Genomic DNA, 26,828 nt, shown 5'->3' with positions numbered 1-26,828 from the left:
TCTAACCTTCTCCTTGTTGAATCGTATTGAGATGACGGACGACGTCATGGAATGTCTCGAAAGGAACGTACGGCAAGCCGAGCTCCTCGCTTTTCGTAATCAGGTGCGAGCGGGCGAAGACGAGATCGGCCAGCTTGGCCCCTTCAAAATCGGTGACGCTGTCTCCGATCAGAATCCGGAAGTAGTTTTCCTTCGGATAACGGCGGATGACGGTCGTTTTGCACATGCCGCAGTCGGTGTGACATTCGTCGTCGCACGGATGCGGCCATACGATGCGAATCCGTTCGCCCGTAAAATCGCTGGCGTTGCAATAAATGCGGTCCTCCTCGATCGGGAACGGCTCCAGCAGTGGCAGCAGGAAGAAATCGATCCCCCCGCTGGTGACGAGAAACTCGATGTCCGCACGATCGCAGTAGTCGAGCAGATCCGGGAATCCGGCGCGAATTTTGGCGGTATCGAAGACGTACTGGGCCACTTCGGCTTTCGCGGAGGAAGGGAGCAGGTCGAACATCCGCCCGACCCCTTCCCGGATGCTCATCGTCCGGTTCACGACCTGCTCGACGAGCGGCTCCCACCCCGGCGGATTAAAATGCTTCATGATGGCTACGATATTGTCGCTCTCGGTGATCGTTCCGTCGAAGTCGCAAAAGATGATCGTTTTTTTCATTCCTTCACACCCCAGCGGTCGATGGCCGCTTTCAGCTCCGGATGGCTGCCTGCATAGTCGGCCAGCGGGACGCCTTGTCTCACTGCGTCGATCGCCTGGCGGAACGCTTGTCCGCCCGCGGCGGTTCCCATCGGGTGCCCGTGAATGCCGCCCCCGGCGTTGACGACGACCTCGGAGCCGAAGTCGCGGATAATCCATGGAACGAGCCCGGGATGAATGCCAGCCGACGGGACAGGGAAGCTGGTGCGCAAGGAAACGGACGGTCCGTCCGAACCGCCTGACGGAACGTATAAGTAGTCTTCGGCGAGACGTTCGGTCGCGAGCGCATGCTGAATCGCCAAATTCTCTTCCTTCGGCATAACGACGGAACCGTAAGGCGACGGGAACAGGACGAGATCGGCTCCGGCCAGCCTCATCAGCTTGCCGAGCAGCACCGACGCTGAGATGCCGTAATGCGGCGACGGATACAGAGCGCCTGCCAGCGCCGGATGTGCGGCGATCGGGACGTTGATGTCCGGGTCGGCGCTAAGCTCGCGCAGCGTATCGAAGCCGTAGGCGAGTACGTTGAACAGCAGCGCGTTGGCGCCGGCGTCGATCGCTTTTTTGGCCTGATCGGCCAGCCTGGATGCCGGACCGGTGATGTTGACGGCGTACAGCAGCTTTTGTCCGGTCGTCTCCTGCGCCTTGCGGGCGGCTTCCATGCACACTTGAACCCGTTTCTCGATCGGGGTCAGCGGGTTTTCGAACAAAATCTCGTCGTCCTTGATCAGATCGACACCACCCGCGGCCTGGCCGTAAAACTGCTCCCCGAGCTCGGCCAGGTCATGGCCAATGACCGACTTGAAGATGCTCATCAGCAGCGGCCGGTCGTGAACGCCCAGCAAGTCGCGGACGCCGGAGATGCCGAACTTCGGACCGGAGAACCGGCTGAGGAACGAAGGGGAGAAGTGCAGGTCGGTCAATTTGATTTTGCCGTCCATCGACAGCTTGCCGAACACCGTCACGAGCAGAGCCGGGATATCGGCGCTGAAGTTGATGTCCGGATAAGCGATGCGTATATCGGCGTACCGCCCCTCGTCAGCTTGTTCGCCGGCCGCTCCCGGCTCGTACACATCGACGGATAACACCAGACCGAGATGTTGTTCCATCTCTTTTTGCTTGGCTGCAGGGAGCTCCGTCCAGCTTCCTACGGTGAGGCCGACGGCGATCGACTGGGCTTTTTTATGAAAATCCGCTTGAGCGTCGTAACAGCGGTAAGTCGCGACACAATACGAGTTCAATCGTTACACCTGCTTTCCATACTGCTCGGCCTGTTCGGCGAGCGAATCGCTAATCTCCCGCGACCGTTCGGCCGCCCGTTTGACAGCCCGGGCAACGGTATCGCCCACCTGGCCCGACTCGAGCACTTCGATCGCGGCTTGGGTCGTTCCGTTCGGAGACGTTACTTTGCGGCGCAGCTCGCCAGGCCATTCGTTTGTCGTTTTCACCATTTGGGCGGCACCCAGGACGGTTTGCGCCGTCAGCAGACGGGCTGCTTCCTCGCTTAAGCCGCCTTCCACGCCGGCGTTGATCATCGCTTCCATCACATAGTACAGGTAAGCAGGCCCGCTCCCCGATACGCCGGTCAAAATATCGAAGCTTTCTTCCCCGATGACGGTCACTTCGCCGATTGCCCGGAACAAGGTGAGACATGTCTCTTTCTGCTCGGCCGTAACGGCGCTGGAGAAGCTGATTCCGGTCGCGCCGAGTCCGATCGTGCTCGACGTATTCGGCATCGTGCGGACGATCGGCTGAGCGCCGCCGACGATGCGTTCCATAGCGCCGATCGAAAAGCCGGCAACGAGCGAAACGATCAACTGACCGGGGTGAAGCAGGTGCCGGATGTCGGCGATTCCCGCAGCGGCGTCCTTGGGCTTCATGCCAAGCACGAGAATGTCCGCCTCGGAGATCAGCCGGTCGCGTTCCTCCGGCATCCGGGTCGTCCGGATGCCGTATTTGTTCCGGAGCTCGGCCAGCCGCTCGTCGTTTTGACGGTTCAAGGCGAATACCCGGTCCGGATCGGCGATGCCGGGAGCGATCAGGCCGCGCAATATCGCTTCGGCCATCGACCCCGCGCCGATAAAGCCGATGTTTACTTGTAAAGGCGTATGGCTCATATCCGTAATTCCCTCCGCAGCGGTTTTAGTTCTGTCCGCTTTTTATGATGACTGAACGAAGGCCGTTTTGCAAACGGCCGCTGGAATTACCCGCGGATTTGTCCGTTTCCGTGTATGATAAACTTGGTCGAAGTCAGGGCAGGCAGCCCCATCGGTCCCCGGGCATGCAGCTTCTGCGTGCTGATGCCGATCTCCGCGCCGTATCCGAACTCGAAACCGTCGGTAAAACGGGTCGAAGCGTTATGATAGACGGCGGCGGCGTCGATCTCCGCGAGGAATCGCTCCGCGCGCTCCGTATTCCCGGTTACGATACACTCCGAATGGGAGGTGCCGTACAGCCGGATATGGTCCAGCGCTTCGTCCAGGCCGCTTACGACTTTCACCGACAAGATCAGGTCGTTGTACTCGGTGCCCCAGTCGGTCTCTGCCGCTTCGCCCATGCCCGGCACCAGCGTCCGGCTCTTGGCGCAGCCCCGCAGTTCGACGCCGAGCTCCTGCAGCCTGGCGGCCAGAGCAGCCAGATGGGCGCCTGCGAACCGTTCGTGGACGAGCAGCGTCTCCATCGAGTTGCAGACGGAAGGGCGCTGCACTTTCGCATTGATCGCGATCGCTTCGGCCATTGCGGGATCGGCCTCGTCGTCAACATACGTGTGGCAGACGCCTTCACCGGTTTCGATAACCGGAACCGTGGCGTTTTGGACCACATTCTGGATAAGCGAGCGTCCGCCCCGCGGAATGATGACGTCCAGCAAACCGTTCAGCTTCAGCATCTCATCGACGGAGGAACGGTCCGAGCTCTCAATCAGCTGCAGCGCTTCGGGAGGCAAGGCGGAGCGGGAGAGCGCCTCATGCATGACCTCGATAATCCGGCGGTTCGATTCAAGCGCCGCGGAACCTCCGCGCAGGACAACCGAGTTGCCCGTCTTCAGGCATAATCCGGCCGCATCGACAGTGACGTTCGGGCGAGCCTCGTACACGATGCCGATGACGCCGATCGGAACGCTAAGCTTGCGGATGACGATACCGTTCGGCCGCGTCGCTTCCTCGATAATCCGGCCCGTAGGGTCCGGCAGTTCCACGATCTCGCGCAGCCCTTGGGCGATCGCTTCGATCCGCTGATCGTTCAGCGCAAGGCGGTCCAGCATCGAAGCGGGAGTTCCGCCCGCCCGGCCGCGCTCCAGATCCCGCGCGTTCGCCTCGATAATCGAGGCGCTATTGGTTACAAGCGCGTCCGCCATCAGCAGCAGCGCTTCGTTTTTCTGCTCTGTCGTCATTCGATTCATCGCTTGCGCCGCTTTTTTGGCCAGCGCCGCTTTTTCGCGTACTTCACTCATCAGTCGGTTCCTCCCCGTAATGAACGCAATTCGTGTACGAATCCCGTTACCAAGTATGTGTCAATTCGTTAGTGAAACAAAAGCTATACGTCCAATGACCGAATATACGCCGTCAAATTGCCGGTCTCCACCTGGACGGCTTCGGAATCCCGTCTCCGCTTGCATTCGACTACCCCTTCGGCCGCCCGCTTGCCGACCGTCACCCGAATCGGGATGCCCAGCAGATCGCTGTCGGCGAATTTGACTCCGGCGCGTTCGTCCCGGTCGTCCAGTAGAACGTCGATACCGGCCCGCCGCAGCTCGTCATACAGCTTCTCGGCCAAGGCGGTCTGGGTGTCGTCGCGGGAGCTGGCCACGATCAGGTGAACGTGGAAAGGGGCGACAGAGGACGGCCATACGATACCCGCTTCGTCGTGATGCTGCTCGGCAATCGCCGCAAGCAACCGGGAGACGCCGATGCCGTAGCAGCCCATCTGGAACGGCCGGGGTTTGCCCGTATCATCCAGGAAGGTGGCGCGCATCGGCTCGCTGTACTTGGTGCCGAGCTTGAACACGTGGCCGACCTCGATTCCTTTGTCCAGCAGCAGCGGCTTGCGGCAGTTCGGGCATAAGTCGCCCGGTACGGCGGTGCACAGATCTCCGGACGCATCGATCCGGAAATCGCGTCCCGGCGCCACTCCCGTCAGATGACGATCCGGCTCGTTCGCTCCGACGACGGCAGCCGTCATGCTGAGGATCTGTTCGTCCGCCGCGATCGTGACGTCCGGCCCCAGTCCGACCGGACCGATATAACCGGGGTGCGAGCCAAGCTTGGCAGCGATGTCCGCTTCGCTCATCATCGTAACGCTTGAAGCTTCGAGCAGCCGCTTTACTTTCGTCTCGTTCAGTTCGCGGTCTCCCCGGACAAGCGCTACGACCGGCTTGCCGTCGACCAGCAGCGCTACCGATTTGATTATCTGGGCGGGCCGGATCGAGAGATAGGCGGTCAATTGGGCAATCGTACGGACGTCTGGCGTATCGGTCAGTTGCGGTCCTGCAGCCGGATTTTCCGGCTGTCCCGAATCGGCGCGGGCCGCCGTTGTCCGCTCCGCATCGGGAGGGACCGACTGGGCCAGCTCGACATTGGCCGCATAGCCGCATTCGCCGCAATGGGCGATCGTATCTTCTCCGATGCCGGAGAGGGCGACAAATTCGTGAGTGTCGGTCCCCCCGATCGAACCGGAATCGGCCTCTACTGCCAAGTAGCGAATACCGCAGCGGTTGAAAATGGCGGAGTAAGCGTCGTACATGCTCCGGTAGCTTCGGTCCAGCCCTTCGTCGGTTGCGTCGAACGAGTAGGCGTCCTTCATCAGGAATTCCCGTCCGCGCAGCAGCCCGTAACGGGGACGCCGTTCATCGCGGAATTTTGTCTGCAGCTGGTACAGCGTCATCGGCAGCTTTTTGTACGATTTCACTTCGTCGCGCACAAGCGAGGTGATCGCTTCCTCGTGCGTCGCTCCAAGTGCGAATGCCCGGCCTTGCCTGTCGCTAAGCCGCATCAGCTCGTCACCGTACTGGTCCCATCTGCCGCTTTCCTTCCACAGCTCAGACGGATGAAGGGCGGGAAGCAGCAGCTCGGTAGCCCCGGCCGCATCCATCTCCTCGCGGATGATCCGCTCCACGTTGCGAAGGACGCGGTAGCCGAGAGGGAGGTACGAGTATACACCCGCGGCCATCTGACGGATCAGCCCGGCCCTTACCATAAAGCGGTGGCTGTTCGTTTCCGCGTCGGACGGATCGTCGCGAAGCGTCGGTATAAGCAGATGTGTTTGTCTCATGGCAAGATTCACCTCCCGGCAATTTCGATCCATTCGTCGCGATGAACGACTTCAATCCGGCTGACTTCAACCCGCTTGCGTACTTCCTCGGTGGACAGACCGGCTACCGCCTTGAGCTGCCAGGAAGCGTAATTGACGACTCCCCGGCCCAGTGTCCGGCCTTGCATATCGGTCACCTCGACGACGTCTCCCGGGTGGAATTCCCCCGTAATCTCGGTTACGCCGGCCGGGAGCAAGCTTCTTCCTCCGTCGATCAGGGCGCGTTCCGCTCCGGCGTCGATCTGGACTTTGCCCTGCGGGTTCGAATGGAAGCCGATCCACTGTTTCTTCGTGGAGAGCGTATGGGAGCTCGTATCGAAATAAGTGCCTCTGCCGCAGTCGCCGACCGCGTCCAGCAAGTCCCGGGGCTCGACCGCCCGGCCGATGAAGACGGGGACGCCGCCGCTTGTGGCGATCCGGGCCGCCTCGATTTTGGAGCGCATGCCGCCCGTACCGACGGAAGATCCGGAGCCGCCGGCGATGCGGAAGATGTCCTCGCTGATTTCGACGACGCGGTCGATCCGCTGTGCATTGCTGTTTTTGCGGGGATCTTCGGTGTACAGGCCGTCCGTGTCGGTGATGATGACCAGCCGTTGCGCTTTCAGCAGATTGGCGACCAGCGCGGAAAGCGAGTCGTTGTCGCCGAACTTCAGTTCATCGACGGAGACGGTGTCGTTTTCGTTGATGATCGGGATGACCCGGTGGGCGATCAGCTCCTGCATCGTCATAAGCGCGTTATGGATTCGTTTCCGGTTGGAAAAGTCGGAGCGGGTGAGCAAAATTTGCGCGACGGATAACCCGTGAGCGGCGAACGCTTCATTGTAGCTTTGCATGAGCAGCGCTTGGCCGACGGCTGCGGAAGCCTGTTTCTCATGCAGCGCCTTCGGCCGCCTGGCGTATCCGATTTGGCGGAACCCGGCCGCTACCGCTCCCGACGTGACGAGCACGACTTCGTATCCTTCATTGTGCAGGAGGGACAGCTCTGCTGCGAAATATTCGATTTTGTCGCGGTTCAGCCCGCCTTCGTCCGACGTCAGCGAGCTGCTTCCGATTTTGACCACGATTCGTTGTTGCATGAGAAAATCCCATCCTTGCTATGGTGTAATGGCGGGTGGCCGCATGTTCCGGAAAAAACAAAAAGACTCTCGTCCATGTAAGGACGAAAGTCCGGCTTCCGCGGTACCACCTTAATTCGGATGACAGACTGCGGCCGTCATCCCTCTAGATCCCTGATAACAGCAGGGGCTGTTCAGCTCGTCGCTGACCGTTCGGGGGTGGGTTCGGCAAGACGTTCGCGGTAAATTCTCTCAGCCGGCGGAATTTACTCTCTGGGCGCGTCGGTTCTATCCTACTGGTCCCGTCATCACGTTATCTAACATATCGAAATGGTTACTACATAGAATAACACGGAGAGTCCGGTTTGTAAAGGCAAATGAGCCGTGAATCCGCGCCCTTTCCGGTATTGACAAACCGAACCGGGAGCAGGCAATATAATAGAGGTTATACAAGTAATTGACAAGTATAGGTAAAAGATCGCCCGGGGAACCGGCGGAAAAAGAACTCCTGATCGGATGTTAGCCGTGCTATCGGGAAACTGCGGAATAACTTCTGGACGGCATCCGACTGATGAGGGGAAAGAAGGCGAGGCCGATGGCTGAAAAGCATCTCGGAACACCGGTCCATACGGTGGCGGTCGCAGCTGCGGGCTACGATCAGGAAGGAGCCGAGCGACCGAAAGTGTACGCGGTGTCGAGCGGCAAAACCGCGACCCTGTATGTGATCGACGTCCAAACGGGACGTATTCTGCAAAGCGCGGAACTGGAAGGAACGACCCATACGTGGGGAGTAGCGGTCGCTCCAGACGGAGCCGTCTATATGAGCAGCTCCCAAGGGTATTTGCACCGCTGGCGGCCGGGTGCGGACAAGGCCGAAAACCTCGGCAGGCCGATACCGGGAGAAAGCTTCGTCTGGAGGCTGGCTTGCGACGAGCAGGGCCGCATATACGGCGGGACTTACGACGGAGGTAAAGTGTTCCGGTACGATCCGGCTGAGGGAAGCTTCCGCGACTACGGCCGGATGAGCGACAACGAGAAGTATGCGCGAAGCATCGCCGCAGGCGGCGGCTTCATCTACGTCGGAGTGGGCACGCAGCGGGCCCGGCTGTATGAAGTAGACGCAGAATCCGGGATCAAGCGGGAAATACCGTTCCCCGAAGGGTATGAACAGGATCAGACTGTGTACGACGTAACGAAAGTCGGCGAGCGGTTATTTGCGAGAACGGTGCCGTCCAACACTTTGCATGTGTACGATTTGCAGGCGAAGAGGTGGACCGACGCCATATCGGACGCATCCGGTCTCGATGTATCCCGCCCGTCTCCGGACAGCGGCAAGCTGTATCTGGTGCGCGGCAATATGCTTCACAGTTACGATCCGGGGACGAAGGAGCTGGCCGCAACCGATATTTCCGTGCAAGGGGCCAAAGACTTCGGCTGGGTCCGGCTCGAAGAAGGCGATTATCCCGGCTGGAGTCTCGTCAGTGCTAAGACGAACGGGGACTTCTGGGTGTACAATCCGCAATCCGGCCATTGCAGACACGTCGAAGTGAACGTACCCGGCCAGCCGAACAAAGCGCAAACGCTGACGTTGTCATCGGACGGCACGTTATGGGTCGGAGGTTTCTTCAGCGGCGGATTCGCCAAATACGATTCGGTATCCGGGCAGTTGACCGAATACCGAACCTTCGGCCAGCAGGAAGGCATGGTGGAGTTTAAGGGGAGCATCTACGCGGGCGTTTATCCGGGAGCGCGCATCTACCGGTACGACCCGAAGGCGGAATACCGTACAGACGTAAATCCGATCAAGCTGTTCGCTCTGAATGACCGGTATCAGGACCGGCCGTTTGCGATGGTTGCCGCGGGAGACGCGCTTGCCATCGGTACCGTTCCTTATTACGGCCAGCATGGCGGCGCACTGACCTTGTACGATCCGGATACGGGCAAAATCGATGTGTACCGTCATATCGCCGGAAATCAAAGCGTCGTTTGCCTGGCCTACCGGGACGGTATTATATACGGCGGCACGTCTATACACGGCGGTCTCGGTACGGAGCCGGAGACAACGGCGGCCAGCCTGTTTCGATTCGACGCGGATAAGCGCGAAAAGGAATGGACCTGCGTTCCGGTACCGGAAGCCAAGGTTATCTATTCGATTGCGTTAGCGGAGGACGGGATGTTGTGGGGGCTGACGTATCGCGCCTTATTCCGGTTCGATCCGATGCAGTCCAAGACGGTTGAGATCGTCCCGCTCGAAGGCTTTAACCCGGACTTTCCCGAAAGCGGCTGGATCGGCGGCACGATCCGCTTTCACGAGGACGGCTGTTTGTACGGGACGGCGCTTGGCCAATTGTTCCGCTACAAACCCGGTGAACGTTCCTTCGAGATTCTTGCCGACAAAGCCGCCTATTTCGCCCAAAATGCCGAAGGGACGATTTATTTTACGCGCGGGACCGAGCTTTACGAGTATCGGATGGATAATTGAGCCGGGGAAGTCCGTACATACGAAAGGCGCCAAGCTCTAGGCTCGGCGCCTTTTCTTTACACCATCATTAATTCTAAAAAGCTACTTCTTATCCTAACGGAACAAATTCAATTTCCCGATACGGCTTACCGCTTCCTCCAGCCGTGCCTCGGACGAAAGCAGACCTACGCGCACATACCCTTCGCCGTGTGTGCCGAACCCGATTCCTGGAGCGACCATCACATGGGCTTCGTTCAGCAGCAGATCGGCGAATTCTGCGGAGGTGTACGGTTTCGGAACGGGCAGCCAGGCAAAAAACGATCCGGCCGACGGCGTCGCCTCCCAGCCGATGCGCGACAAAGCGCCGAACAAGGCGTTGCGGCGGCTCTCGTAGGTAGCGTTCAAGGCGGCGACGCAATCTTGCGGCGCGGTTAGCGCGGCGGCCGCAGCGGCCTGAATGCCTCCAAACAAGCTGACATAATAGTGGTCCTGGATCAGATTGATCAACCGGACGACTTCCGCGTTGCCGAGCGCGAAGCCTACGCGCCATCCGGCCATATTGTACGTTTTGGACAACGTGTAAAATTCCACTCCGACTTCCTTCGCCCCCGGACGTTCCAGGAAGCTGATCGGACGCTGGCCGTCGAAACCGATCGCACCGTATGCGAAGTCGCTGGCGACGACGATTCCGTTCTCTGCCGCGAAACGGATCGTATCGTCATAAAACCCGGCGGACGCGACCGCCGCCGTCGGATTGTTCGGGTAGTTGATAAACATCAGCTTGGCGAGCTTCACGTCGTTTGGCGACAAGGCCGAGTAGTCGGGCAGGAAGCTGTTGCTCTCCAGCAAGGGCATAAACGCCATCCGGGCGCCGGACAGTTCTACGCCGGACCAATAGTCCGGATAGCCGGGATCAGGCACAAGGCACACATCGCCCGGGTTCAGCAGACACTGGCTGATCTCGACAAGTCCCGTCTTGCCGCCGAACAGGATGGCGACCTCGGTCTCGGGATCGAGCCGGACGCCGTAATCTTCCAAATACCGTTTCGCTATCGCTTCCTTCAGAAACGAAAAGCCGCTGAACGGCGGATATTTATGGTACAGCGGATCGGGAGCCGCTTCCTGAAGGGCGGTTACGATATGACCGGGGGTCGGCTGGTCGGGGTTGCCCTGTCCCAGATTAATGACGTCATGGCCAAGCGATATTTGCCGGTTCACTTTGCTGACGAGGGAAGCGAAAAATTGCGTAGGGAGCCGGTTTAGCCGATCTGCGGCCCGAATCGGGAAGGCGGCCGGCGAATGGACGGGTAAATTCATTGTATTTCACTCCGGATTGTAGACTTTTTAATAAGGCGATATGTTTGATTATACCCGGACCGAACATTTTTTCCAACCGGTATTTCGCGCGGGTCATCCCGAAGGGCGTTGCTCCCCGCCTGCCGGATCGACTATGATAGAGCTTATATGGAAACGGAGGGAAGTCCAACATGTCGGAACAACAATTAAAAGTCGCTATTTTGCAAATGGATATCGCCATCGGGGAGCCCGAAACCAATTTCGCCAAGCTGTCCGAGCTGCTGGAATCGTGCGTACAAGCGGAGAGCAAGCCGGATGTGATCGTATTTCCGGAGATGTGGAACACCGGCTACGCGCTGGATCGGATAAGCGAGATCGGCGATCGGGACGGCGACCGGACGAAAGCGTTCATTTCCGCCTTCTGCCGGAAGCACGGCGTGAATATCGTAGCGGGTTCGGTGGCCGAGCTGGACGGCGATCAAGTGCGCAACACCATATACGCCTTCGACCGGGAAGGCCGGGAGGCGGGGGAATATTCGAAAATCCATCTGTTCCGTCTGATGGACGAGGAGAAATATTTGACCGCCGGCGATACGCTCGGCAAGCTGGAGCTGGACGGCGTGCCCGCGGGGATGATGATCTGCTACGATATCCGGTTCCCGGAGCTGAGCAGACGCCTCGCGCTGGACGGGGTGAAGGTGCTGTTCGTGCCGGCGGAGTGGCCGCATCCGAGACTTCATCATTGGCGGACGCTGCTGACCGCGAGGGCGATCGAGAACCAGATGTACGTCGTTGCGTGCAACCGGGTCGGAACGAGCGGGACGACTTCGTTTTTCGGGCATTCGATGGTGATCGATCCTTGGGGGGAAATTTTGACGGAAGGGGACGAGTCGGAACAGATTTTGACCGCTGAGCTCGACCTGACCGTTGTGGATAAAGTGAGGGCGACGATTCCGGTGTTTGCGGACCGCCGTCCCGAATTGTACTAACACAGATGGAGGGTATCCGAGAAAAGCGTCGGATGCCCTCCTGTTGTGTGAAAACGATGCTATCACTGCGCTTGAAGTGGCTTGGTGCGGAACGAAAGCCGATTAAGGAAGGATACGACAGTTGTCAGCCGCCCCTGAATGTGTTTCAATAGTATACAGGTTGGAAACAGGTATAATTGGACATTTCATTCCGATGTATCGTGAAGATGAATTATGACCACGGGGAGAGAAAAACGATGAATACTTCGATGCAGTGGCACGAACGGCTGGGCCAGTCGATCCCTTGGGGCTCGAGTACGTGCTCGAAGGCGCCCTCCATGCTTCCGGAAGAGCCTGCCGTTATAGTGAAGGGCAAAGGCTGCCGCGTATGGGATGCGGACGGGAAGGAATTTATCGATTATCGCAACGGCCTCGGCCCGATTACGCTCGGTTATCAGCATCCGGACGTGGACGAGGCGATCCGCCGTCAGTTGGAGAGCGGGATTATTTTCGGTCACCCGCATCCTCTGGAAGCGGAGGTTGCCGAGCTTTTACGTGAAGTAATTCCTTGCGCGGAGCAGGCTAGGTTTCTGAAGACGGGCGGAGAAGCGCTTGCCGCGGCCAGCCGGATTGCGCGTGCTTATACGGGGCGCGAGCATATTGTGCAGGTCGGCTATAACGGCTGGCTGAATGCGCTCGCCGGCGGAGGGCAGGCGCTGCCTGGGCAGCCGTCGTCGGGACGCGGCATCCCGGGCGTACCGGCAGCGCTCGGCGCGCTTCACCATGCGGCCGGCTGGAACGATATCGCCGCCTTGGAACAATGGTTCGACCATATCGGCAGCGATATTGCGGCCGTCATCATTGCCGCGGATTATGCGGAGATGGAGAAGGGCGAATCGTATTACAAGGCGGTTCGCGAGCTGACAAGCAAACACGGCGCGCTGCTGATCTATGACGAGATCGTTACCGGCTTCCGGATCGCGATCGGCGGCGTTCAGCAATATTTCGGCGTGAAGCCGGATCTGGCGGTATTCAGCAAAGGAATGGCGAACGGCATGCCGCTTTCCGCTTACGTCGGCTCCAAAGAAGTGATGTCGGCATGCGACCGGGGAGGCACGGTCATCTCCAGCACGTTCGGCGGAGAAACGTTGTCGCTGGCCGCTTCGAAAGCGACGATCGGCGTATACAAGGAGCAGGACGTCGTCGGTCATCTGTGGAAGCAAGGGGAGAAGCTGTGGGGCGGGTTAAACGCGATCTTCGCTTCCCGTCACATCCCGATCGAACTGAAAGGCTTTTGGCCTTGTCCGACGTTTACGCTGACTGGCGGCGCCGCTCCTGCGGTTAAAGAGCGCTTTTTCCGCGCCGCGTACCGGAACGGCGTATCGTTGTACAACGTTTCCTATGTCAATTTCAGCCACAAGGATGCCGATATCGAGGAAACGCTGGAACGTTTGGACCGGGCTTGCTCGGAGCTGGAAGGCGAATAAGGAACGGCTTGCCGAGTGGAATCCCAATCATGAAGCATGCTGCATACAGGAAAGCGGTGACACCGATGATCATAGACGCACACACGCACATATGGGGCGGGGACTACGAGAACAGTACACGAGAGCTTCTGAGGGCGTGCGATCTGTTCGGAATATCGAAGATTCACGTGTCCGGACTGAAGTCGCATTATCCGGATGAAGCGGAAGTCGGACAATTAAATGCGGATGTATATCGATTTATGAAGGAACAGCCCGGAATGGTGGAAGGGTATTGTTACGTAAGTCCGGCGCATGCGAACGCGCTGGATGTGTTGAACCGGGGAATCGAGCAGTACGGCATGAACGGAATGAAGCTGTGGGTAGCGACGTTTTGCGACGATCCGCGCGTATTTCCGCTTGTTGAGCGGTGCATCGATTTTAATATCCCGATCCTGATCCATTCGTTTCACAAGGCGGTCGATCAACTGACCTACGAGACGACGGGCGTTCATGTGGCCAATCTGGCGCGGCGTTATCCGGAAGCGAAGCTGCTTATGGCACATTTTGGCGGCAACTGTTATCATGGGATCAGAGCGGTACGGGGCTTGCGCAACGTATGGCACGATTTCTCGGGAACCCCGTTCCGACGGGACGACGTCGATTATGCAGTGGAGCGGGTCGGAGCGGACCGGATCGTATTCGGTTCCGATATGCCGATCACCTATCTGGTGAATTACGGCCAAGTGGAAGAAGCGGATCTGTCGCAGGAAGACAAAGACCGGATTTACTACAAAAACGCGCTGGAGCTGTTCGACCGCAGCTTGAAGGTCGGATAACGCCGCACCGGTTACACACGCCAGGAGGGGAACACGGTTGAACACGGACGTTAACGCATTACTCGGCCATTGGCCGTTTCGTAAAATTCGCAAAAATACGCTCGCCGATCTGAGGAACGTTCATCAGGATAATCAGATTACGGGCGGTTATGTCGCTTCCTTGAACAGCATCTTTTATAACGATCCGTTCGAAGGGGACGAGGAGCTGCACGAGATGATCGGCGGCACGGAGTACAAACATGTGCTGACTGTAAACCCGACCTTGCCGGGCTGGCAGCGCGACATCGAGGATGGAATCGCCAGGTTCGGCATACAAGGAGTCCGCATTTATCCGACTTATCACGATTACGATCTGAATACGGCGCCCGTAGCCGAGCTGTGCGAGGCGCTGAAGAAACACCGGCTGCCGCTATTCGTAACGAAACGGATGGAAGACGAGCGTTTGGATTATTTGTTGAAGCCGAAGCCGCTTGAAGTCGCCGCCCTGCAAACGTTCGTATCCGGCCAGCCGGATCTGGATATTGTCATTTTGAATATCCGTTTCGGCGAAATTTCGACCATGAAGCAGGAAATCAACGACTTGCCGAGGCTGTTCGTCGACACATCGGGGCTGAAAGATAAAGTGTTCGTGCTCGAAGAGCTGCTGAAGGTGATCCCTGCCGGGAAAATCATGTACGGCTCCCAGCATCCGCTGTACTGCTTGAAAAGCTCTCATTGCGTGGTTGATATGGTGGAAATTCCGGAGGAAACGAAGCGGGCGATTTTCTCAGGCAATGTGAAGGCGTTGGGCAAATAAGAAATAGGTTTGTTGCGATAAAAGGGGACTGCCTGTTTAGGGCAGTTCTTTTTTTGCGTGAAAGCAGGTTCGACATTCAGCGTAGGGGAGCGGAAGCGGATTAAGGGTGGTTTGCAGCTGCTAAAATCGGCGAAAAGGGTGCGGCCCCAGCCAGTTGGTGGAAATAAGGGGTGCGAACCGCCTTTATTCGCCCCGGCTTTTCGAAAAGGCCGAAAATAGAGGGTGTCAGAAACTCTTATTATGGCCGACCGACAGCCTTCATGGAGCGAAACAGCGCCGCTCGGAGGCCGCGGGGTCGGGAAAGCTCTCGTGAGCAGCCCATGGCGGTGTCAGCGCAGCCAAACCCGGCCTGTTCCCATAAAAAGCTGCAGCAGGCAACCGGATTTGAAGCTTTCCCGCGCTGGAAAAACTCATCCTAAGAACGATAATAGGGGAAAAGCGATAGCTAACGTTCGTTCCCTCTGGTGACAGGTATAGAGTTGCGCGTCAAACGATTGTTCAGACGTTCTTGCACGTTCGGCCCCTCAATGTGTAAGTTAAAATTACATGAAAGCGTTTTAACTAAAAATAATCCAAATTAATGTTAATTTATATGACATAAAGCATTGAATTAACAAAAAAACTGATGTAAAATTCAACTATCAGCACTATATGCGTCATGTTAACTAACAAAAATAGGGATCGGGAGGAGAGGGTTGTATGAATATCGCTTTAATCGCGCACGATGTGAAGAAGGAAGAATTGGTGAACCTGGTGATAGCGTATGAGAAAATTTTCTCCCAGCACTCGTTGTTCGCAACCGGTTCGACCGGGCAGAAAATTGCCGAGGAAGCCAAGCTTCACGTGTACAAATTAAAGGCGGGGCCGCTTGGCGGCGATCAGCAGATCGGAGCGTTGGTCGCGCAAAATGAGATCGACGCGGTCATCTTCCTTCGCGACCCGCTTGTCGCATTGGCGCACGAGCCTGATGTCACCGCGCTCTTGCGACTGTGCGACGTTCAATGCGTGCCGGTGGCGACGAATATCGCAACCGCCGAGCTGTTAGTGAAATCGCTCGAGAGGCACGACCTGGCCTGGAGAAATATCGTACACCGGTACCGGCTTGAACGCAGAAGCGGAACGGAAGGGTAACGGCGGCAGCGGTCCAGACAACTCCCCGGGATGTCCGCAGTCCCGAGGAGAGCGGCGGGCGTCTACCGATGTCCCAGATCGACCCTCATGCCGAGCCGGGCCAGTGTGACATTCGGAGGCAGCGGATAGGCAGCATCGATATCGACCCCGTGAGACATATGCGTAAAATAAACGGCCTGCGGCTTCACTTCCCGCAACAGTTCGACCGCTTCGGTCATATCGTACACGGAGCGCGTGGCCGGATCGGCCGTCTCTTTGTAGAAATTGGTGCCGAGCACAAGCATGTTCAAGCCGTGAAGCGGCTTTTTTTGTTGTTCGGTCAGCCGGATCGCATCAGAGCAATAAGCCCAGGCGTAGCCGGTTTTTTCGAAGCGGTACGCGTACGAAGTGCCGTTCTGGCCGTGACACACTTCCCACGGAACAATGAACCATCCTCCGAAATGCATGCCCCGGTCGTTGGGAACGTAGGTAAGCCGCCGCTCCAGCCAAGGGTATTGGCTGCGGATCGTCCTGAATGCGGACTCGGGCGCATATGCGGTTCCGCGGCTTCCGGTCCACCGGCAGGCGTCCAGCCATTCGGGCAAGCCCGCGATATGGTCATGATGCGGGTGCGTGATCAGGACGTGTTCGAGCAGCCGCTTGCCCAGCAGCTCCATCTGCGCGGGCCAGTCCGGCCCGCAGTCCAGCAGCAGATCTCCCTCGTCCGTATGGATCATCACCGAAGAGCGGAACCTCCGGTTAAGACCCGTCGACCGCGCTTCCGAGCAGATTCCACAATCGCAGTAGGAACGCGGCACGCCCATCGAATCTCCCGTCCCCAGAAAGGTTAAATGTTCCGTCATGCTTCCGCTCCTTCCTGCAGCGTGTCTGCACCCGGCTTGCCGCTTGGCGCGCCGGAGCGCCGGTTTGCGGATTGGCCGACCAGCTCGTGCATCGTCCCGATGAACGCCTGCGCCGCCTTGGACATGTAGCGGCCTTTGCGCCGCGCGATGACGAGCGTCCGGGCCGGCCTCCCTCTAACGGTTAAATAGGCGGGCGCCATCTCGCTCCACTTGCCCCTCTCGACCATCGCGGGGATGAAAGCGACGCCCATGCCTGCAGCTACAAGCGATTGCACAGTCTCGATGTTGCTGCTCTCGAAGGCGATACGGGGCGTAAAACCGGCAGCCAGACATAAATCGATCGCCGTCTGATACAAGCCCTGTCCTTTCTTCAGCAAAATAAACGGCTCGCCGGCAAAGGAAGCCAAATCGACCGTCCCGTCGGCGGACGGGACGGAGAGGGCGGGATGGTTCCGCGGCACCGCCAGCCGCAGCTCCTCGTCGATCAGCACCTCATACTCCAGAGATTGCTCCTGCAGAGGAAGCGCCAGCAGGCTGAAGTCGGTTTTGCCTTCCGAAGTAAGCTGCGTCAAGTTCGCCGACGTTTCTTCGACGAGGGCGATTTCGATATCCGGGTACCGTTCCTGGAACACGGGGAGAATATGAGGCAGCATATGAGCGCCGGTAATCGGCATGCTCCCGATAATCAGCTTCCCTTTGCGAAGCTGGGAGATGTCGTCCATTTCCTGCCGGATTTCCCCGACCATGTCGACAATTTTCTGCGCTTTATCCACGAATACCGCTCCGGCATGCGTCAGTTCAACCGAGTTCGTGTTCCGGTGAAACAGCAGCACTCCGAGCTCCTTCTCCAGCTTGGACAGCTGCTGGCTTAGCGAAGGCTGGGCGATGTGCAGCTTTTCGGCGGCGCGCGAAAAGTTTTTCTCTGCGGCGATTTGAATGGCGTACTGCAACTGCCTGAATTCCATGCGGCTTCCCCCTTCGCAACATTTCCATCCTTATACTGTATACCATACAAGAGCCCCCGTTCAAATCTTCCGTCAGGAAACGGGGGTACTGTCCATTTTGCCGATCATGCCGCCCGGTCCGTCCCGCTTTGTAGTAATTTGATATCCTCCGCTGCGCAGCCTGCCGCATGAGGTAATGAAAGTGCAGCCGGAGGGCATCAGATTGCATTGTCCGCGCTCCAGCCCGCTCTGTATAATCAACATCATCATCGGCAAAGAGGGGGATTGGGCATGAGTCCTATACGAGTTGGAATAATCGGCTGCGGCAACATCGCTCACAGTCATGTTTTGAGAATGTCCCGGTTGGAGGAGGTGCGGATTGTGGCGCTGGCCGACCCGGGGGCGGGGAGCCGGGCTTTTCTCAAGGAAAAGTTCGGGCTGGATCAAGTGCAGGAGTTCGACAGCCACACGGACATGTTGAACGACACGGAGCTGGATGCGGTCGTCATTTGTTCGCCGCATACGTTGCATTACGGGCATATCCGGGACTCGCTGTCGGCAGGCAAGCACGTGCTGGTCGAGAAGCCGATGACTTGCAGCTCGGCGGAAGCGGAACGGTTGATCGCTTTGTCGGAATCGTGCGGCAAAGTATTGCAAGTATCGTTTCAGCGTCATTTTCTGCCGCCGTTCCTGTACATCCGTTCAGCCATTCAGGACGGAACGATCGGCAAGCTGACGAGCGTACAGGCGGCGTTGTACCAAAATTGGAAGAAGTCCCAGGAAGGGACGTGGAGGCAAAATCCTGCGCTGTCCGGGGGCGGCATGCTGATGGATTCCGGCAGCCATATAATCGATGTCCTGCTGTGGACGACGAATTTGACGCCGCAGTCGGTGACGGTTCAGTTGGAGTGTTACGGGTCTCCGGTGGAAGTCGATACGCTGACCAGCATCCGCTACGATCAGGGCGTTATCGGAACGATGACTATTATCGGATACGCGCCGCTGCAGAAGCTGAAGGAAACCTATGCCTTTATTGGCGAGTCGGGCGGGATCTTTTATGACAACGGTGTCATTACGCTGCACCGGTACGGAGAAGATCCGGTCCAGCCCCGGCTTCCCGAAGCCGAGACCGATCCCGACAGCAGCTTTGTCGATGCGATACTCGGCCGGCGCGAAGTGATGGTGTCCGGCGAGTACGCACTGAAAGTCGTGAAGTTTACCGAGGCGATCTATGAGGCGGCGGGGTACGAACCCGGTTCGGCCGATCGAACCGATCTGGGAAGGAAGGTGTCGTCATGAAGCTTCGGATCGCCATACTCAGCTTCTGGCACGTACATGCGCCAGGTTACGCCAAAAAATTGTCGGAGAGGACCGATTGCTCCATCGTCGCGGTCTGGGACGAGGACGCCGCCCGCGGCAGCCGGTTCGCCGAACAGCTGAACGTGCCTTATTACAGTGATCTGGATGAGGTTCTTGCAAGCGAGGAAGTGGATGCGGTTGTTGTAAACGCTCCGACTACCAAACATCCGGAAGTGATCATCGCTGCGGCTGAAGCCGGGAAACATATCTTCACTGAGAAAGTGCTGGCTCTGCGAACCGAGGAAGCGGACCGGATCATAGCCGCAGCGGGGCGGAGGGGCGTAAAGCTGACCGTCTCGCTGCCGAAGCTTGGCGATGAGAAGACGCTGTACGCCAAGCAGGTGCTGGAGCAGGAGCTGCTCGGACGGATCACGTATGTTCGGATACGTCTGGCCCACGACGGGCTGCTGCCGCGGGAAGGTGCTCCGGCTGGCTGGCTGCCTCCGCATTTTGTCGACCGGGAATCCAGCGGAGGCGGGGCGCTGATCGATCTTGGCGCACATCCGATGGTGCTGGTTTATCATTTTCTCGGGATGCCCGAATCGGTATCCGCCCAGTTCGGCTATGTGACCGGCAGGGAAGTGGAGGACAACGCCGTCGTTACGATGCAATACCGGGACGGCTGCATGGCGGTTGTGGAAGCAGGGTTTGCGAGCCGGCATTCCCCCGGACTGGTGGAAATATACGGCACGGAGGGTTGTCTCCTGATCGGCAAGGACGCGGAGATTCGGAGCTCGCTTCTGCCGTCCGGTCCTTGTCCGGGCTGGATCAAGCCGGAGAGGCTGCCTGCGGGTATGCCGGCGCCGCTCGACCAGTGGGTCGACTACGTTTTGTATGACAAGCCGACGGCGATTCCGATCGGGCACGGGCTGGCGCTGACGCAGCTGATGGAAGCCGCTTATCTGTCGGCAGCCGAGCGGAAAATCGTCGCAATTCCCTCTAACGGGGACTAATGGTGCGGGAGGGATCGGAGTGGGTCGATTGGGAACGGCAAGCGAAAACGCCGCGGAACCGGCGGTCCGGTTATATACGGATAGATGGGCGGTTATGGCGAAAGCGGATTCGGCTCCGCAAATCGACGGGGAGCTGGTGGAGCGGGAATGGGAGCAGGCACCGGCGTTGAATGGATTTGTGACGATGTTTCACAACGAACTTGCCGGAAGGGACATGCGTGCCAAGCTGCTGTACGATGACCGCCATCTATACATAGCGCTTGAGAGCGCTTCATACCCAGCGGCGGTTCCCGAAGCGGAGAACGTATTCCTCCTGTTCGGCACGCCTTCGGAGCGCGATGTATTTTACTCGGTTCCTGTCGTTGTGAGGCAAGGCTCGCATCCGATCGTGATCGGCTACAACAATTGGACGGGGGCTGAGCTCACGGACAGGCGGCAGCAATTCATCGAGCTTGGGAGCGGACACGGCGTCAGGCAAGCGGTATCGAACCGGACGGACGGAAGCTGGAGTGCGGAGATCGCCATTCCGCTGAACACGCTCGGATCGCAGGACGTACAATCCGGCGCGGAATGGAGATTTAACATCATCCGCTACTGCGGTCCGGACACTTCCGAGCCGTTATGCTCCTGGATTCCGATTCGGACCGGCACGGTCCTGATGGACGATATTCATCGGCCTCTGGAACAACGGGTATTCCGCCTGCAAGTGTTCGTTGCGAACGAAGGCCGGCTCGGTTCCGTTTTTGTCGATCGTTCTCCTGCCGGAGGGCAAACTGCCGGGCCTGGGATGTCGACTGCAGAGCCGTCCGCCGGCTTATCCGCCTCTTTGAAGGTTCGGAGTTTTACGCGCAAAACGCTCGTGTTGCACGATAACGGTTCGCTGGAGAGTCCCGCTGCACGGACGACGACCATCGTCTGGGTCGACCCGCTCGGCAGGGAAACACCGGTTGAGGCGACAGCCATACACCGGCAAGGTGCGGAATGCAAGCTCGACTTCGTCCATCCCGAGCCGCTGGCTGACGGCCTGTACCAGATCCGGCTGCCGGCGGAAAAAAGCGACGGGAGCGCCGCGCCATTCGCCTTACTGATGTTCGACCGGTGCGATCTGATCGCAGCGGGAGAACGGGCCGTCCGGCCTTTGGCACAAGGCCGGGCCGGGCGGATGCGGATGGCGGTACCGTATGCGCCCCCTTCCGGCGAAGTGCTGTTTCTGGAGCGTCTGATTCCGGAGCGCATCGGATTTTTCGGCTCCGGGGTGCCGCATCGTCCGCTGCTCGGCTTCCGTTCCACCAATTTTACGTGGAGTCCCGAGTCGCCCTGGTCGATCCGTTCCGTGGATGATGACGGCATGGCGTATCCGAATGACCGGTATCCGGAGTCGAAGGCGCTGACCGTACGGAACAAGCGCGGGGAATCCGTCGATTATCCGTATTACGAGGACGGCGAAGGAAGGCGCTATTTTTTGTCCGCCCACTTGTGGCATTTTCAGCGCAAGCATGCCGTTCGCGAGACGGCCCGCCTCGCATCGGAGGACCCGCTGGGCGCGGCGAGGCTGCTGTACCGGTTTGCGCGCCGGTACGAAGGATGGGTGCGCATGAACGACTCGGTCTGGGTGCAGCATCCGATCGACGGGCGCGCAGGTCCGCCGTACCCGTATTTCGGCGGCATGTGGGACCGCTGGAGTCTGATGGATCTGCACGGCTTGCTGCCGCTGCTGGAAGCGTTTCTGGAGGTCGAGCGGACGGATGCGTTCGAGGTACTGAGCGGGGAAGCCGGGGAAGATGTCCGCAGTGCGATCATCAACGGCATGCTCCGCCCGTCTCTGGAATCGGCGCTGACGTATCCGGTGCTGCAGCACAACGTCGATTATCCGAACTGGATCGGCTTGATCCTGCTGGGCAAGGCGCTTGGCGAGCCGCAGTATGTGCATGAAGCGGTCGAGCGGATGGCGAAGTTTGCGGAATGCTCCTTTTTGCCGGACGGGTTCTGGAAAGAAATTACACTTTCTTATCATCTGCAGACGATTAACGGCATCCGGCAAACGATCCGGCATCTTCAGGGCTGGAGCGATCCGCCGGGATACGTCTCTCCGCGCGACGGACGGCGCTTCGATTCGTTCGACCCGGAAGCCGTGCTGCCGCTGTTCGGGCGAATGATCCGCGTGCCCGGCTTGCTTGCGTATCCGGACGGTACCTGTGTGCCCGTCAACGATACGTGGGCGTCCCAGAAAGCGGAGCAGCCGTTGTGCACGGAATCGCTATGTATGCCGGCTGCGGGAATCGTCAAGCTGACGCGGGGAGCCGGTGCTGACCAGGCCCAGCTGTATTTGACCTTCTCCCCGTACAACGGGCACGATCACAAAGATCCGCTGCAGCTGTCGCTGTATGCGGAGGGGCAGGAGCTTTTGCCGGATCTCGGGTATACGCACACGTTTTACCGGCAGTGGACGTTGTCGACGCTGGGCCACAATACGGTAACCGTAAACGGCCGGGACGCGTCGGTCATCGGCCGCGCCCGGGGCGGGGGCAATCTCGAGTTGTTCTCCCGGCTGGCCGGGCCGCTGGACGTGCAGACCGTTCGCGCCCGGCAGGAGCACGCTTATGAAGAAGTGTCCGTATATGAGCGGGAGCTGTGGTTTGTAGGATTCGAAGATGCTGAGGGCGCCGAAGGTTACGTGCTCGATCTGTTCCGCGTCTGCGGCGGGACGCGTCACGAGTACGCGTTAAACGGGGTTGCGAACCGGGATGCGGTCATGAGCGCAAACCTGACGCTGGCGGAATACGGGCCGCATCTGATCGAGGGACATCCGGAAATTATCCTGCCGAAGCAGGAAACCGATACCGGGGGAACGAGTGACAACCAGTATTATGCTTATACGTATGTAAAAGATGTCCGGACCGCGGAGCTGCCGGACGGCGCTTATGTGATGGAAATGACGACGAGCGGCGCAGACGGACAACAGTCCGGCATGCAGGTGCACGGTTATGCCGGACCGGGGAACAACCGGGTGTTTCTTGGACGCGCGCCTTCCCTCCGGTCGACCCGGCTGAACGGGCTGGCCGGGGACCGCAACAGCGAAGCGGTCCGGTACGAGCTGCCCAAATGGATCGTGCGCAGGGAACCTGCGGACGGGGAGGCGCTGAACAGCCAGTTCGTCCATGTGATGGAGCCGTGCGCAGCCGGCAGCGCGCCCCGGATCGGACGGATGGACGTGCTGTTGTCCGATGAGGCTTCGCAGCGGGCTGTAGTGGCCGTAACGTACGGGGCCGTTACCGATATTGTGATGAGCGCGCCGCGCTACAGCGGCGAGCCTTTGCGGGCGGGGGAATGGGAACTGGAAGGCAAAGCCGGCATCATCCGTATGGTGAACGGAGCCATCCGGCATATGGCGCTGATCGGGGGGACGCGGCTAGCGGCGGAGGGCCGGACGCTGAGCGGCTCCGGACCGGTGTCCGGCACGATCGCGGACGTGCTTCAGCCCGACCGGGAGGGCGGGAGACATGTGCTGATTCCCAAGTCGGTGCTTCCGCCGGACATTACGGGTCCGCACATCGTGGTCACGCATCCCGATTCGGCCACTTCGGTATATCCGATCGCCTCGATCTGCCGCTGCGGGATAACGGGACAAACCCGGATTGAACTCGATGAGGACCCCGGGTTTGCCTATACGGACGCCGCCTCCGGTCAAAGTTCCGAAGCGGGAAGGGCGTCGCGGATGACCTGTTTTCCTCAGACTGTGTGGACCGGCCCTCATACGTTCCATATCGACAACGCGGTTAAGGCTTCATTTCCCCCGGCCTGACGCCCCAGTATTTGCGGAACACGCGGATAAAGTAACTTGTGTCCTTGAAGCCGGTATGTTCCGCGGCGGCACTGACCGTCGAGCCGGCCAGGAGGAGCTCCTTTGCGAGCTCCATTTTTTTCTCCAGCACGTAGTCGGAGAAGGACAGCCCGATTTCCCGCTTGAATCTACGGCTCAGGTACGAGGAATTGAGATGGAGGCGGTCTGCGACCGCGTGTAAGGAAAGCTCGCGGTCCAGCTCGCTTCGGATAATATCCGTAGCCTGGCGGACGATTTCATTCGTTTTGCCGGGCTGCCGGTTGTTGGATTCGATAATGAGCGAGACCGCTTGCGCTAGTGAAGCGTAAGCTTCTTCCGCGTTGTCCGGCGGTTGGCGGCTGGAGCCGAAGCGCGGATCCTCCTCCGCGATCTCGTGGAGAGTCCGCCCTTTGCGTTCCGCCGCTCTGACGAACAAGCCGTTCATGGCCAGCCAATGCTCGCGCACGTCTTCGGCGGCGTCCGACCTGGCTATCCGGATGTTCCACCAATCCTCCAAGGCGGACAACGCCTTGGCTGCATTGCCCGTCTCCAGCCCGACCTCAATATCTTTTTCCAGCTCGCCCGCCGTACGCATTGTGCCGCTCGGCCGCGACGGCTGCGACCGGACGGAGGTGTGCCGCGTTTCCGCCTTGCCGGACCGGTTCACCTCAATCCGGGCCGGAGACAACCGTCCGGCGTCCACTTGCACGATCAGCCGGATCGTGCCGGTTTTTCGGTGATACGACCAGGAGGACGGGGGCGGGTCTTTGCGGGAGCCTGCCCAGCCTGCGCTCTCTCGCCAATCCTCGCCGTCGACTTTGACCGCCGCCGGCTTATCGTTGCAGTGAATGACGATGTCCCATGTCCGGTTCTCCGGCATGCCGGTATAAGAACCGGCGGGAGCCGCGATCTCGACGCTGAATCCTCGTCTGTCCTCTTGACAGGCGATACGGGTCGTCGCCCATTCCCCGCTCCTATAGCCGAACGTCGCCCCGTCATCCTCGTTGAACGCATATTCGCGGCTTCCCCCCGGATACAGGTGCAACTCCAGCCGTACGGCCGGTTGCTGTCCCGCGTATTGCATGTCCGGCCACATCGGCACGATTGCTCCCGCCCGCACGAAGAGAGGGCCGCCTGCCTGTTCGGGAGTGCGGTATGCGATCTCGGCCGGGCCGGAATACGCTTTGCCGCTCCAGTAATCGATCCATTCCCCTGCGGGCAAATAAACCTGCTCGGTAAACACCGCCACCAGGAAGTCGTCCCCGAACATGTATTGATTGTCCAGGACGACGGCCTGAGGGTCGTCGGGATATGCCAGCGGCATCGCCCTGGCGATCGGAAGTCCTGTGCGCACGGCGACGTGGGCTGCGGAATAAATGTAAGGCAGCAGCCGGTAGCGCAGCTTGGCGTACATTTTGAACAGTCGCAGCAGGCCCGAATCTAGCAGGAGCGGATGTCTCCAGTACGCCCAGCTGTTCACTTTCGACCAAGGTTGGAAGAAGCCGCAGTGGATGCCAGCTGCGGTGTGCAGATTCATATCGGCGGCCATATGCGGGATACCCGACAAGCCGAGACTGAGCACGGATAAATGAGACTTCGGCCGTCCTCCCGACCAGATTGCCGCGTATTTCTGAATACCGGTATACCCGACAGGCGTGCAGATTAAAGGGCGCCGCCCGGTCTGGGCGGCGAAGCCTTCCTGGATGACGCGTCCGAGTACGGTCGATTGGGGCAGGATGGACCGGTCCGGTCCGGCGCCGTCCGGGGAATCGGCCGTGCTCACTTGCTCCTGCACCGGACGCCGGGTGCACAGATTGAATCCCTGCACCCCTTGTGTGACGAACGGCTTCAAATAGTCGTACCACTGCAAATCGGCATCGGGATGCGCCGCGGTACCTTCCTGGTCGCGCAAATAAAGGCCGAGCGTAAGCTTGAAACCCATCGTGCGCAAAACGCCCATGAACGTATGCGCGCCTTCCGGCATCCATTGCGGAATGTAAAACCGGTCGGGGTGCCAGTCCACGGGGGCGTCATAGTCGAAGCTGCGGTCCATCCAGGTCGGCTCCAGTCCGATCATATCGCACGGAATGCCTTCCCGCCGGAACTTCAGGGCGTCCTCGATCATATCGCGCGCCGTCGCCTGCTGGTTGCAGTTGAAAGTCAGACCGTAAGCCCAGATGGGCAGCAGCGCGGAGGGGCCGGTTAAGAGGGTATATTTCTCCAGCAGTTCGGCCAGATTGCCGCCTGCGATCCAGTAAAACGCCAGCTCGTCTCCGCTGCCGCACACGCTCATACGATCCGGTTCGGAGCAGCCGACATCGAAGGCGTGCTCCCGGTCCGTGTCCATCAAGAGCGCCCACCCTTCGCTTGACAGAAGCAGCGGGACGGGAGCGTGCACCCGCCCGAGCAGACGGATGTCGACGCGATATCCTCTCTTCATCAGTGGCGTCTCGTAATGGTCGCCCAGACCGTACAGCCGTTCCTCTTTGGCCAGCGCGAACTGGACCTCGAATCGGTCCCGGACGCCGTCCGGACCGGAGGTTTGTCCGCCGACGAGCGGAGGCCGGGTGAACCGGGTCAGCGGCTTTCCGTCGATGCCGGAAAGCGACATCTCTCCGCTAAGGCGGTTGATTCGGAGAGCCGCCGTCTCCGTAACGACGCGCAGATCATCGCCGGCTTCCTCCGTCTCCCGGAGAGCCGGCGAGGCGGGAGTCGCGACGATGCCGAGCCGGGCGAGCGGAGCGGGTTCCCGGAACGTTCCCGTTCGGTTCGCCCGAATATGAAACGTATGCGGAGCGACCGGTTCGATGCGAATATACAAGCCGTCCGGGGTATGGACGATTACGGAAGTTGCAGCGATGCTCAACATGGATGCCCCCTCGGATGAG

General features: G+C 59.2%; 19 protein-coding genes. 9 read left to right on the top strand and 10 right to left on the bottom strand.

What is annotated here, in order from left to right:
- Nucleotide 1: 1 nt before the first annotated feature.
- From IDH45_RS04410 to proB, 6 genes are all read right to left on the bottom strand, one after another.
- Nucleotides 2–667, bottom strand: a complete 666-nt coding sequence (locus IDH45_RS04410) for a 2-hydroxy-3-keto-5-methylthiopentenyl-1-phosphate phosphatase (protein WP_190925061.1) — start codon at nt 665–667, stop codon at nt 2–4.
- Complete coding sequence (locus IDH45_RS04405; RefSeq protein ID WP_190925059.1) at nt 664–1,947, bottom strand: 2,3-diketo-5-methylthiopentyl-1-phosphate enolase; 1,284 nt, start codon at nt 1,945–1,947, stop codon at nt 664–666. The genes IDH45_RS04410 and IDH45_RS04405 overlap by 4 nt, the downstream gene beginning before the upstream one ends.
- Nucleotides 1,948–1,950: 3 nt before the next feature.
- Nucleotides 1,951–2,823 carry a pyrroline-5-carboxylate reductase gene (gene proC, locus IDH45_RS04400; RefSeq protein WP_190925058.1) on the bottom strand — a complete coding sequence of 291 codons (873 nt, stop codon included), beginning with the start codon at nt 2,821–2,823 and terminating at the stop codon, nt 1,951–1,953.
- An 86-nt stretch (nt 2,824–2,909) separates the two neighbouring features.
- A complete protein-coding gene (locus IDH45_RS04395; RefSeq protein ID WP_190925056.1) occupies nt 2,910–4,157 on the bottom strand; it encodes a glutamate-5-semialdehyde dehydrogenase in 1,248 nt (415 codons plus the stop codon).
- An 83-nt stretch (nt 4,158–4,240) separates the two neighbouring features.
- Nucleotides 4,241–5,974 carry a proline--tRNA ligase gene (locus IDH45_RS04390; RefSeq protein WP_190925054.1) on the bottom strand — a complete coding sequence of 578 codons (1,734 nt, stop codon included), beginning with the start codon at nt 5,972–5,974 and terminating at the stop codon, nt 4,241–4,243.
- Between the two features lie 8 nt (nt 5,975–5,982).
- The gene (gene proB / locus IDH45_RS04385) at nt 5,983–7,089 is read right to left on the bottom strand and encodes a glutamate 5-kinase (RefSeq protein ID WP_190925053.1); all 1,107 of its coding nucleotides are present in this window, start codon (nt 7,087–7,089) and stop codon (nt 5,983–5,985) included.
- A gap of 574 nt (nt 7,090–7,663) precedes the next feature.
- Between proB and IDH45_RS04380 the strand changes: the two genes are divergently transcribed.
- Nucleotides 7,664–9,550, top strand: coding sequence for a PQQ-binding-like beta-propeller repeat protein (locus tag IDH45_RS04380; protein WP_190925051.1), 1,887 nt, complete (start codon nt 7,664–7,666; stop codon nt 9,548–9,550).
- 93 nt (nt 9,551–9,643) lie between these two features.
- Here IDH45_RS04380 and IDH45_RS04375 read toward each other — a convergent pair whose 3' ends face one another.
- A complete protein-coding gene (locus tag IDH45_RS04375; RefSeq protein WP_190925049.1) occupies nt 9,644–10,846 on the bottom strand; it encodes a pyridoxal phosphate-dependent aminotransferase in 1,203 nt (400 codons plus the stop codon).
- A gap of 170 nt (nt 10,847–11,016) precedes the next feature.
- On the opposite strand from IDH45_RS04375, the gene IDH45_RS04370 reads away from it, so the two are divergent.
- The 5 genes from IDH45_RS04370 (at nt 11,017) to IDH45_RS04350 (ending at nt 16,022) form a co-directional block, all read left to right on the top strand.
- Nucleotides 11,017–11,814, top strand: coding sequence for a carbon-nitrogen family hydrolase (locus IDH45_RS04370; protein ID WP_190925047.1), 798 nt, complete (start codon nt 11,017–11,019; stop codon nt 11,812–11,814).
- Between the two features lie 236 nt (nt 11,815–12,050).
- Nucleotides 12,051–13,280: an aspartate aminotransferase family protein gene (locus IDH45_RS04365; protein ID WP_190925045.1), complete on the top strand. Its 1,230-nt coding sequence runs from the start codon at nt 12,051–12,053 to the stop codon at nt 13,278–13,280.
- A gap of 29 nt (nt 13,281–13,309) precedes the next feature.
- Entirely contained in the window at nt 13,310–14,095 is a 786-nt protein-coding gene (locus IDH45_RS04360; RefSeq protein WP_190925043.1) for an amidohydrolase family protein, read from the top strand.
- Nucleotides 14,096–14,132: 37 nt separating this feature from the next.
- On the top strand, nt 14,133–14,891 hold the full coding sequence (locus IDH45_RS04355) for an amidohydrolase family protein (RefSeq protein ID WP_190925042.1): 759 nt from the start codon (nt 14,133–14,135) through the stop codon (nt 14,889–14,891).
- Between the two features lie 699 nt (nt 14,892–15,590).
- Nucleotides 15,591–16,022, top strand: coding sequence for a methylglyoxal synthase (locus IDH45_RS04350; RefSeq protein WP_190925040.1), 432 nt, complete (start codon nt 15,591–15,593; stop codon nt 16,020–16,022).
- A gap of 62 nt (nt 16,023–16,084) precedes the next feature.
- Here the strand turns inward: IDH45_RS04350 and IDH45_RS04345 are convergent, their stop codons facing one another.
- Both IDH45_RS04345 and IDH45_RS04340 read right to left on the bottom strand, forming a co-directional pair.
- Nucleotides 16,085–16,864, bottom strand: coding sequence for an MBL fold metallo-hydrolase (locus IDH45_RS04345; RefSeq protein ID WP_190925038.1), 780 nt, complete (start codon nt 16,862–16,864; stop codon nt 16,085–16,087).
- Nucleotides 16,861–17,829, bottom strand: a complete 969-nt coding sequence (locus IDH45_RS04340; RefSeq protein ID WP_190925036.1) for a LysR family transcriptional regulator — start codon at nt 17,827–17,829, stop codon at nt 16,861–16,863. The genes IDH45_RS04345 and IDH45_RS04340 overlap by 4 nt, the downstream gene beginning before the upstream one ends.
- A 270-nt stretch (nt 17,830–18,099) precedes the next feature.
- Between IDH45_RS04340 and IDH45_RS04335 the strand changes: the two genes are divergently transcribed.
- The 3 genes from IDH45_RS04335 to IDH45_RS04325 are packed head-to-tail and all read left to right on the top strand — an operon-like array spanning nt 18,100 to nt 23,922.
- Nucleotides 18,100–19,107, top strand: a complete 1,008-nt coding sequence (locus tag IDH45_RS04335) for a Gfo/Idh/MocA family protein (RefSeq protein WP_190925034.1) — start codon at nt 18,100–18,102, stop codon at nt 19,105–19,107.
- The gene (locus IDH45_RS04330; RefSeq protein WP_190925032.1) at nt 19,104–20,120 is read left to right on the top strand and encodes a Gfo/Idh/MocA family protein; all 1,017 of its coding nucleotides are present in this window, start codon (nt 19,104–19,106) and stop codon (nt 20,118–20,120) included. Before IDH45_RS04335 ends, IDH45_RS04330 begins: the two co-directional genes overlap by 4 nt.
- A 19-nt stretch (nt 20,121–20,139) precedes the next feature.
- Nucleotides 20,140–23,922, top strand: a complete 3,783-nt coding sequence (locus IDH45_RS04325; RefSeq protein ID WP_190925030.1) for a heparinase II/III domain-containing protein — start codon at nt 20,140–20,142, stop codon at nt 23,920–23,922.
- On the opposite strand, the gene IDH45_RS04320 is transcribed toward IDH45_RS04325, so the two are convergent.
- Entirely contained in the window at nt 23,897–26,806 is a 2,910-nt protein-coding gene (locus IDH45_RS04320; RefSeq protein WP_190925028.1) for a TIM-barrel domain-containing protein, read from the bottom strand. The genes IDH45_RS04325 and IDH45_RS04320 overlap by 26 nt on opposite strands.
- Nucleotides 26,807–26,828: the final 22 nt, after the last annotated feature.

The sequence above is a fragment of the Paenibacillus oceani genome, from assembly GCF_014705615.1.
Classification (GTDB): Bacteria; Bacillota; Bacilli; order Paenibacillales; family NBRC-103111; genus Paenibacillus_AB; species Paenibacillus_AB oceani.
The sequence above is the reverse complement of the archived record's forward strand: the minus strand, read 5'-3'. Positions and strand labels throughout refer to the sequence as shown.

What these genes read in the sequence shown, in the direction of transcription:
- proB (WP_190925053.1), bottom strand. Translation starts at nt 7,089, where the DNA reads ATGCAACAACGAATCGTGGTCAAAATCGGAAGCAGCTCGCTGACGTCG.
- proC (WP_190925058.1), bottom strand. Translation starts at nt 2,823, where the DNA reads ATGAGCCATACGCCTTTACAAGTAAACATCGGCTTTATCGGCGCGGGG.
- IDH45_RS04390 (WP_190925054.1), bottom strand. Translation starts at nt 5,974, where the DNA reads ATGAGACAAACACATCTGCTTATACCGACGCTTCGCGACGATCCGTCC.
- IDH45_RS04365 (WP_190925045.1), top strand. Translation starts at nt 12,051, where the DNA reads ATGAATACTTCGATGCAGTGGCACGAACGGCTGGGCCAGTCGATCCCT.
- IDH45_RS04360 (WP_190925043.1), top strand. Translation starts at nt 13,310, where the DNA reads ATGAAGCATGCTGCATACAGGAAAGCGGTGACACCGATGATCATAGAC.
- IDH45_RS04380 (WP_190925051.1), top strand. Translation starts at nt 7,664, where the DNA reads ATGGCTGAAAAGCATCTCGGAACACCGGTCCATACGGTGGCGGTCGCA.
- IDH45_RS04410 (WP_190925061.1), bottom strand. Translation starts at nt 667, where the DNA reads ATGAAAAAAACGATCATCTTTTGCGACTTCGACGGAACGATCACCGAG.
- IDH45_RS04330 (WP_190925032.1), top strand. Translation starts at nt 19,104, where the DNA reads ATGAAGCTTCGGATCGCCATACTCAGCTTCTGGCACGTACATGCGCCA.
- IDH45_RS04395 (WP_190925056.1), bottom strand. Translation starts at nt 4,157, where the DNA reads ATGAGTGAAGTACGCGAAAAAGCGGCGCTGGCCAAAAAAGCGGCGCAA.
- IDH45_RS04345 (WP_190925038.1), bottom strand. Translation starts at nt 16,864, where the DNA reads ATGACGGAACATTTAACCTTTCTGGGGACGGGAGATTCGATGGGCGTG.
- IDH45_RS04370 (WP_190925047.1), top strand. Translation starts at nt 11,017, where the DNA reads ATGTCGGAACAACAATTAAAAGTCGCTATTTTGCAAATGGATATCGCC.
- IDH45_RS04340 (WP_190925036.1), bottom strand. Translation starts at nt 17,829, where the DNA reads ATGGAATTCAGGCAGTTGCAGTACGCCATTCAAATCGCCGCAGAGAAA.
- IDH45_RS04375 (WP_190925049.1), bottom strand. Translation starts at nt 10,846, where the DNA reads ATGAATTTACCCGTCCATTCGCCGGCCGCCTTCCCGATTCGGGCCGCA.
- IDH45_RS04335 (WP_190925034.1), top strand. Translation starts at nt 18,100, where the DNA reads ATGAGTCCTATACGAGTTGGAATAATCGGCTGCGGCAACATCGCTCAC.
- IDH45_RS04350 (WP_190925040.1), top strand. Translation starts at nt 15,591, where the DNA reads ATGAATATCGCTTTAATCGCGCACGATGTGAAGAAGGAAGAATTGGTG.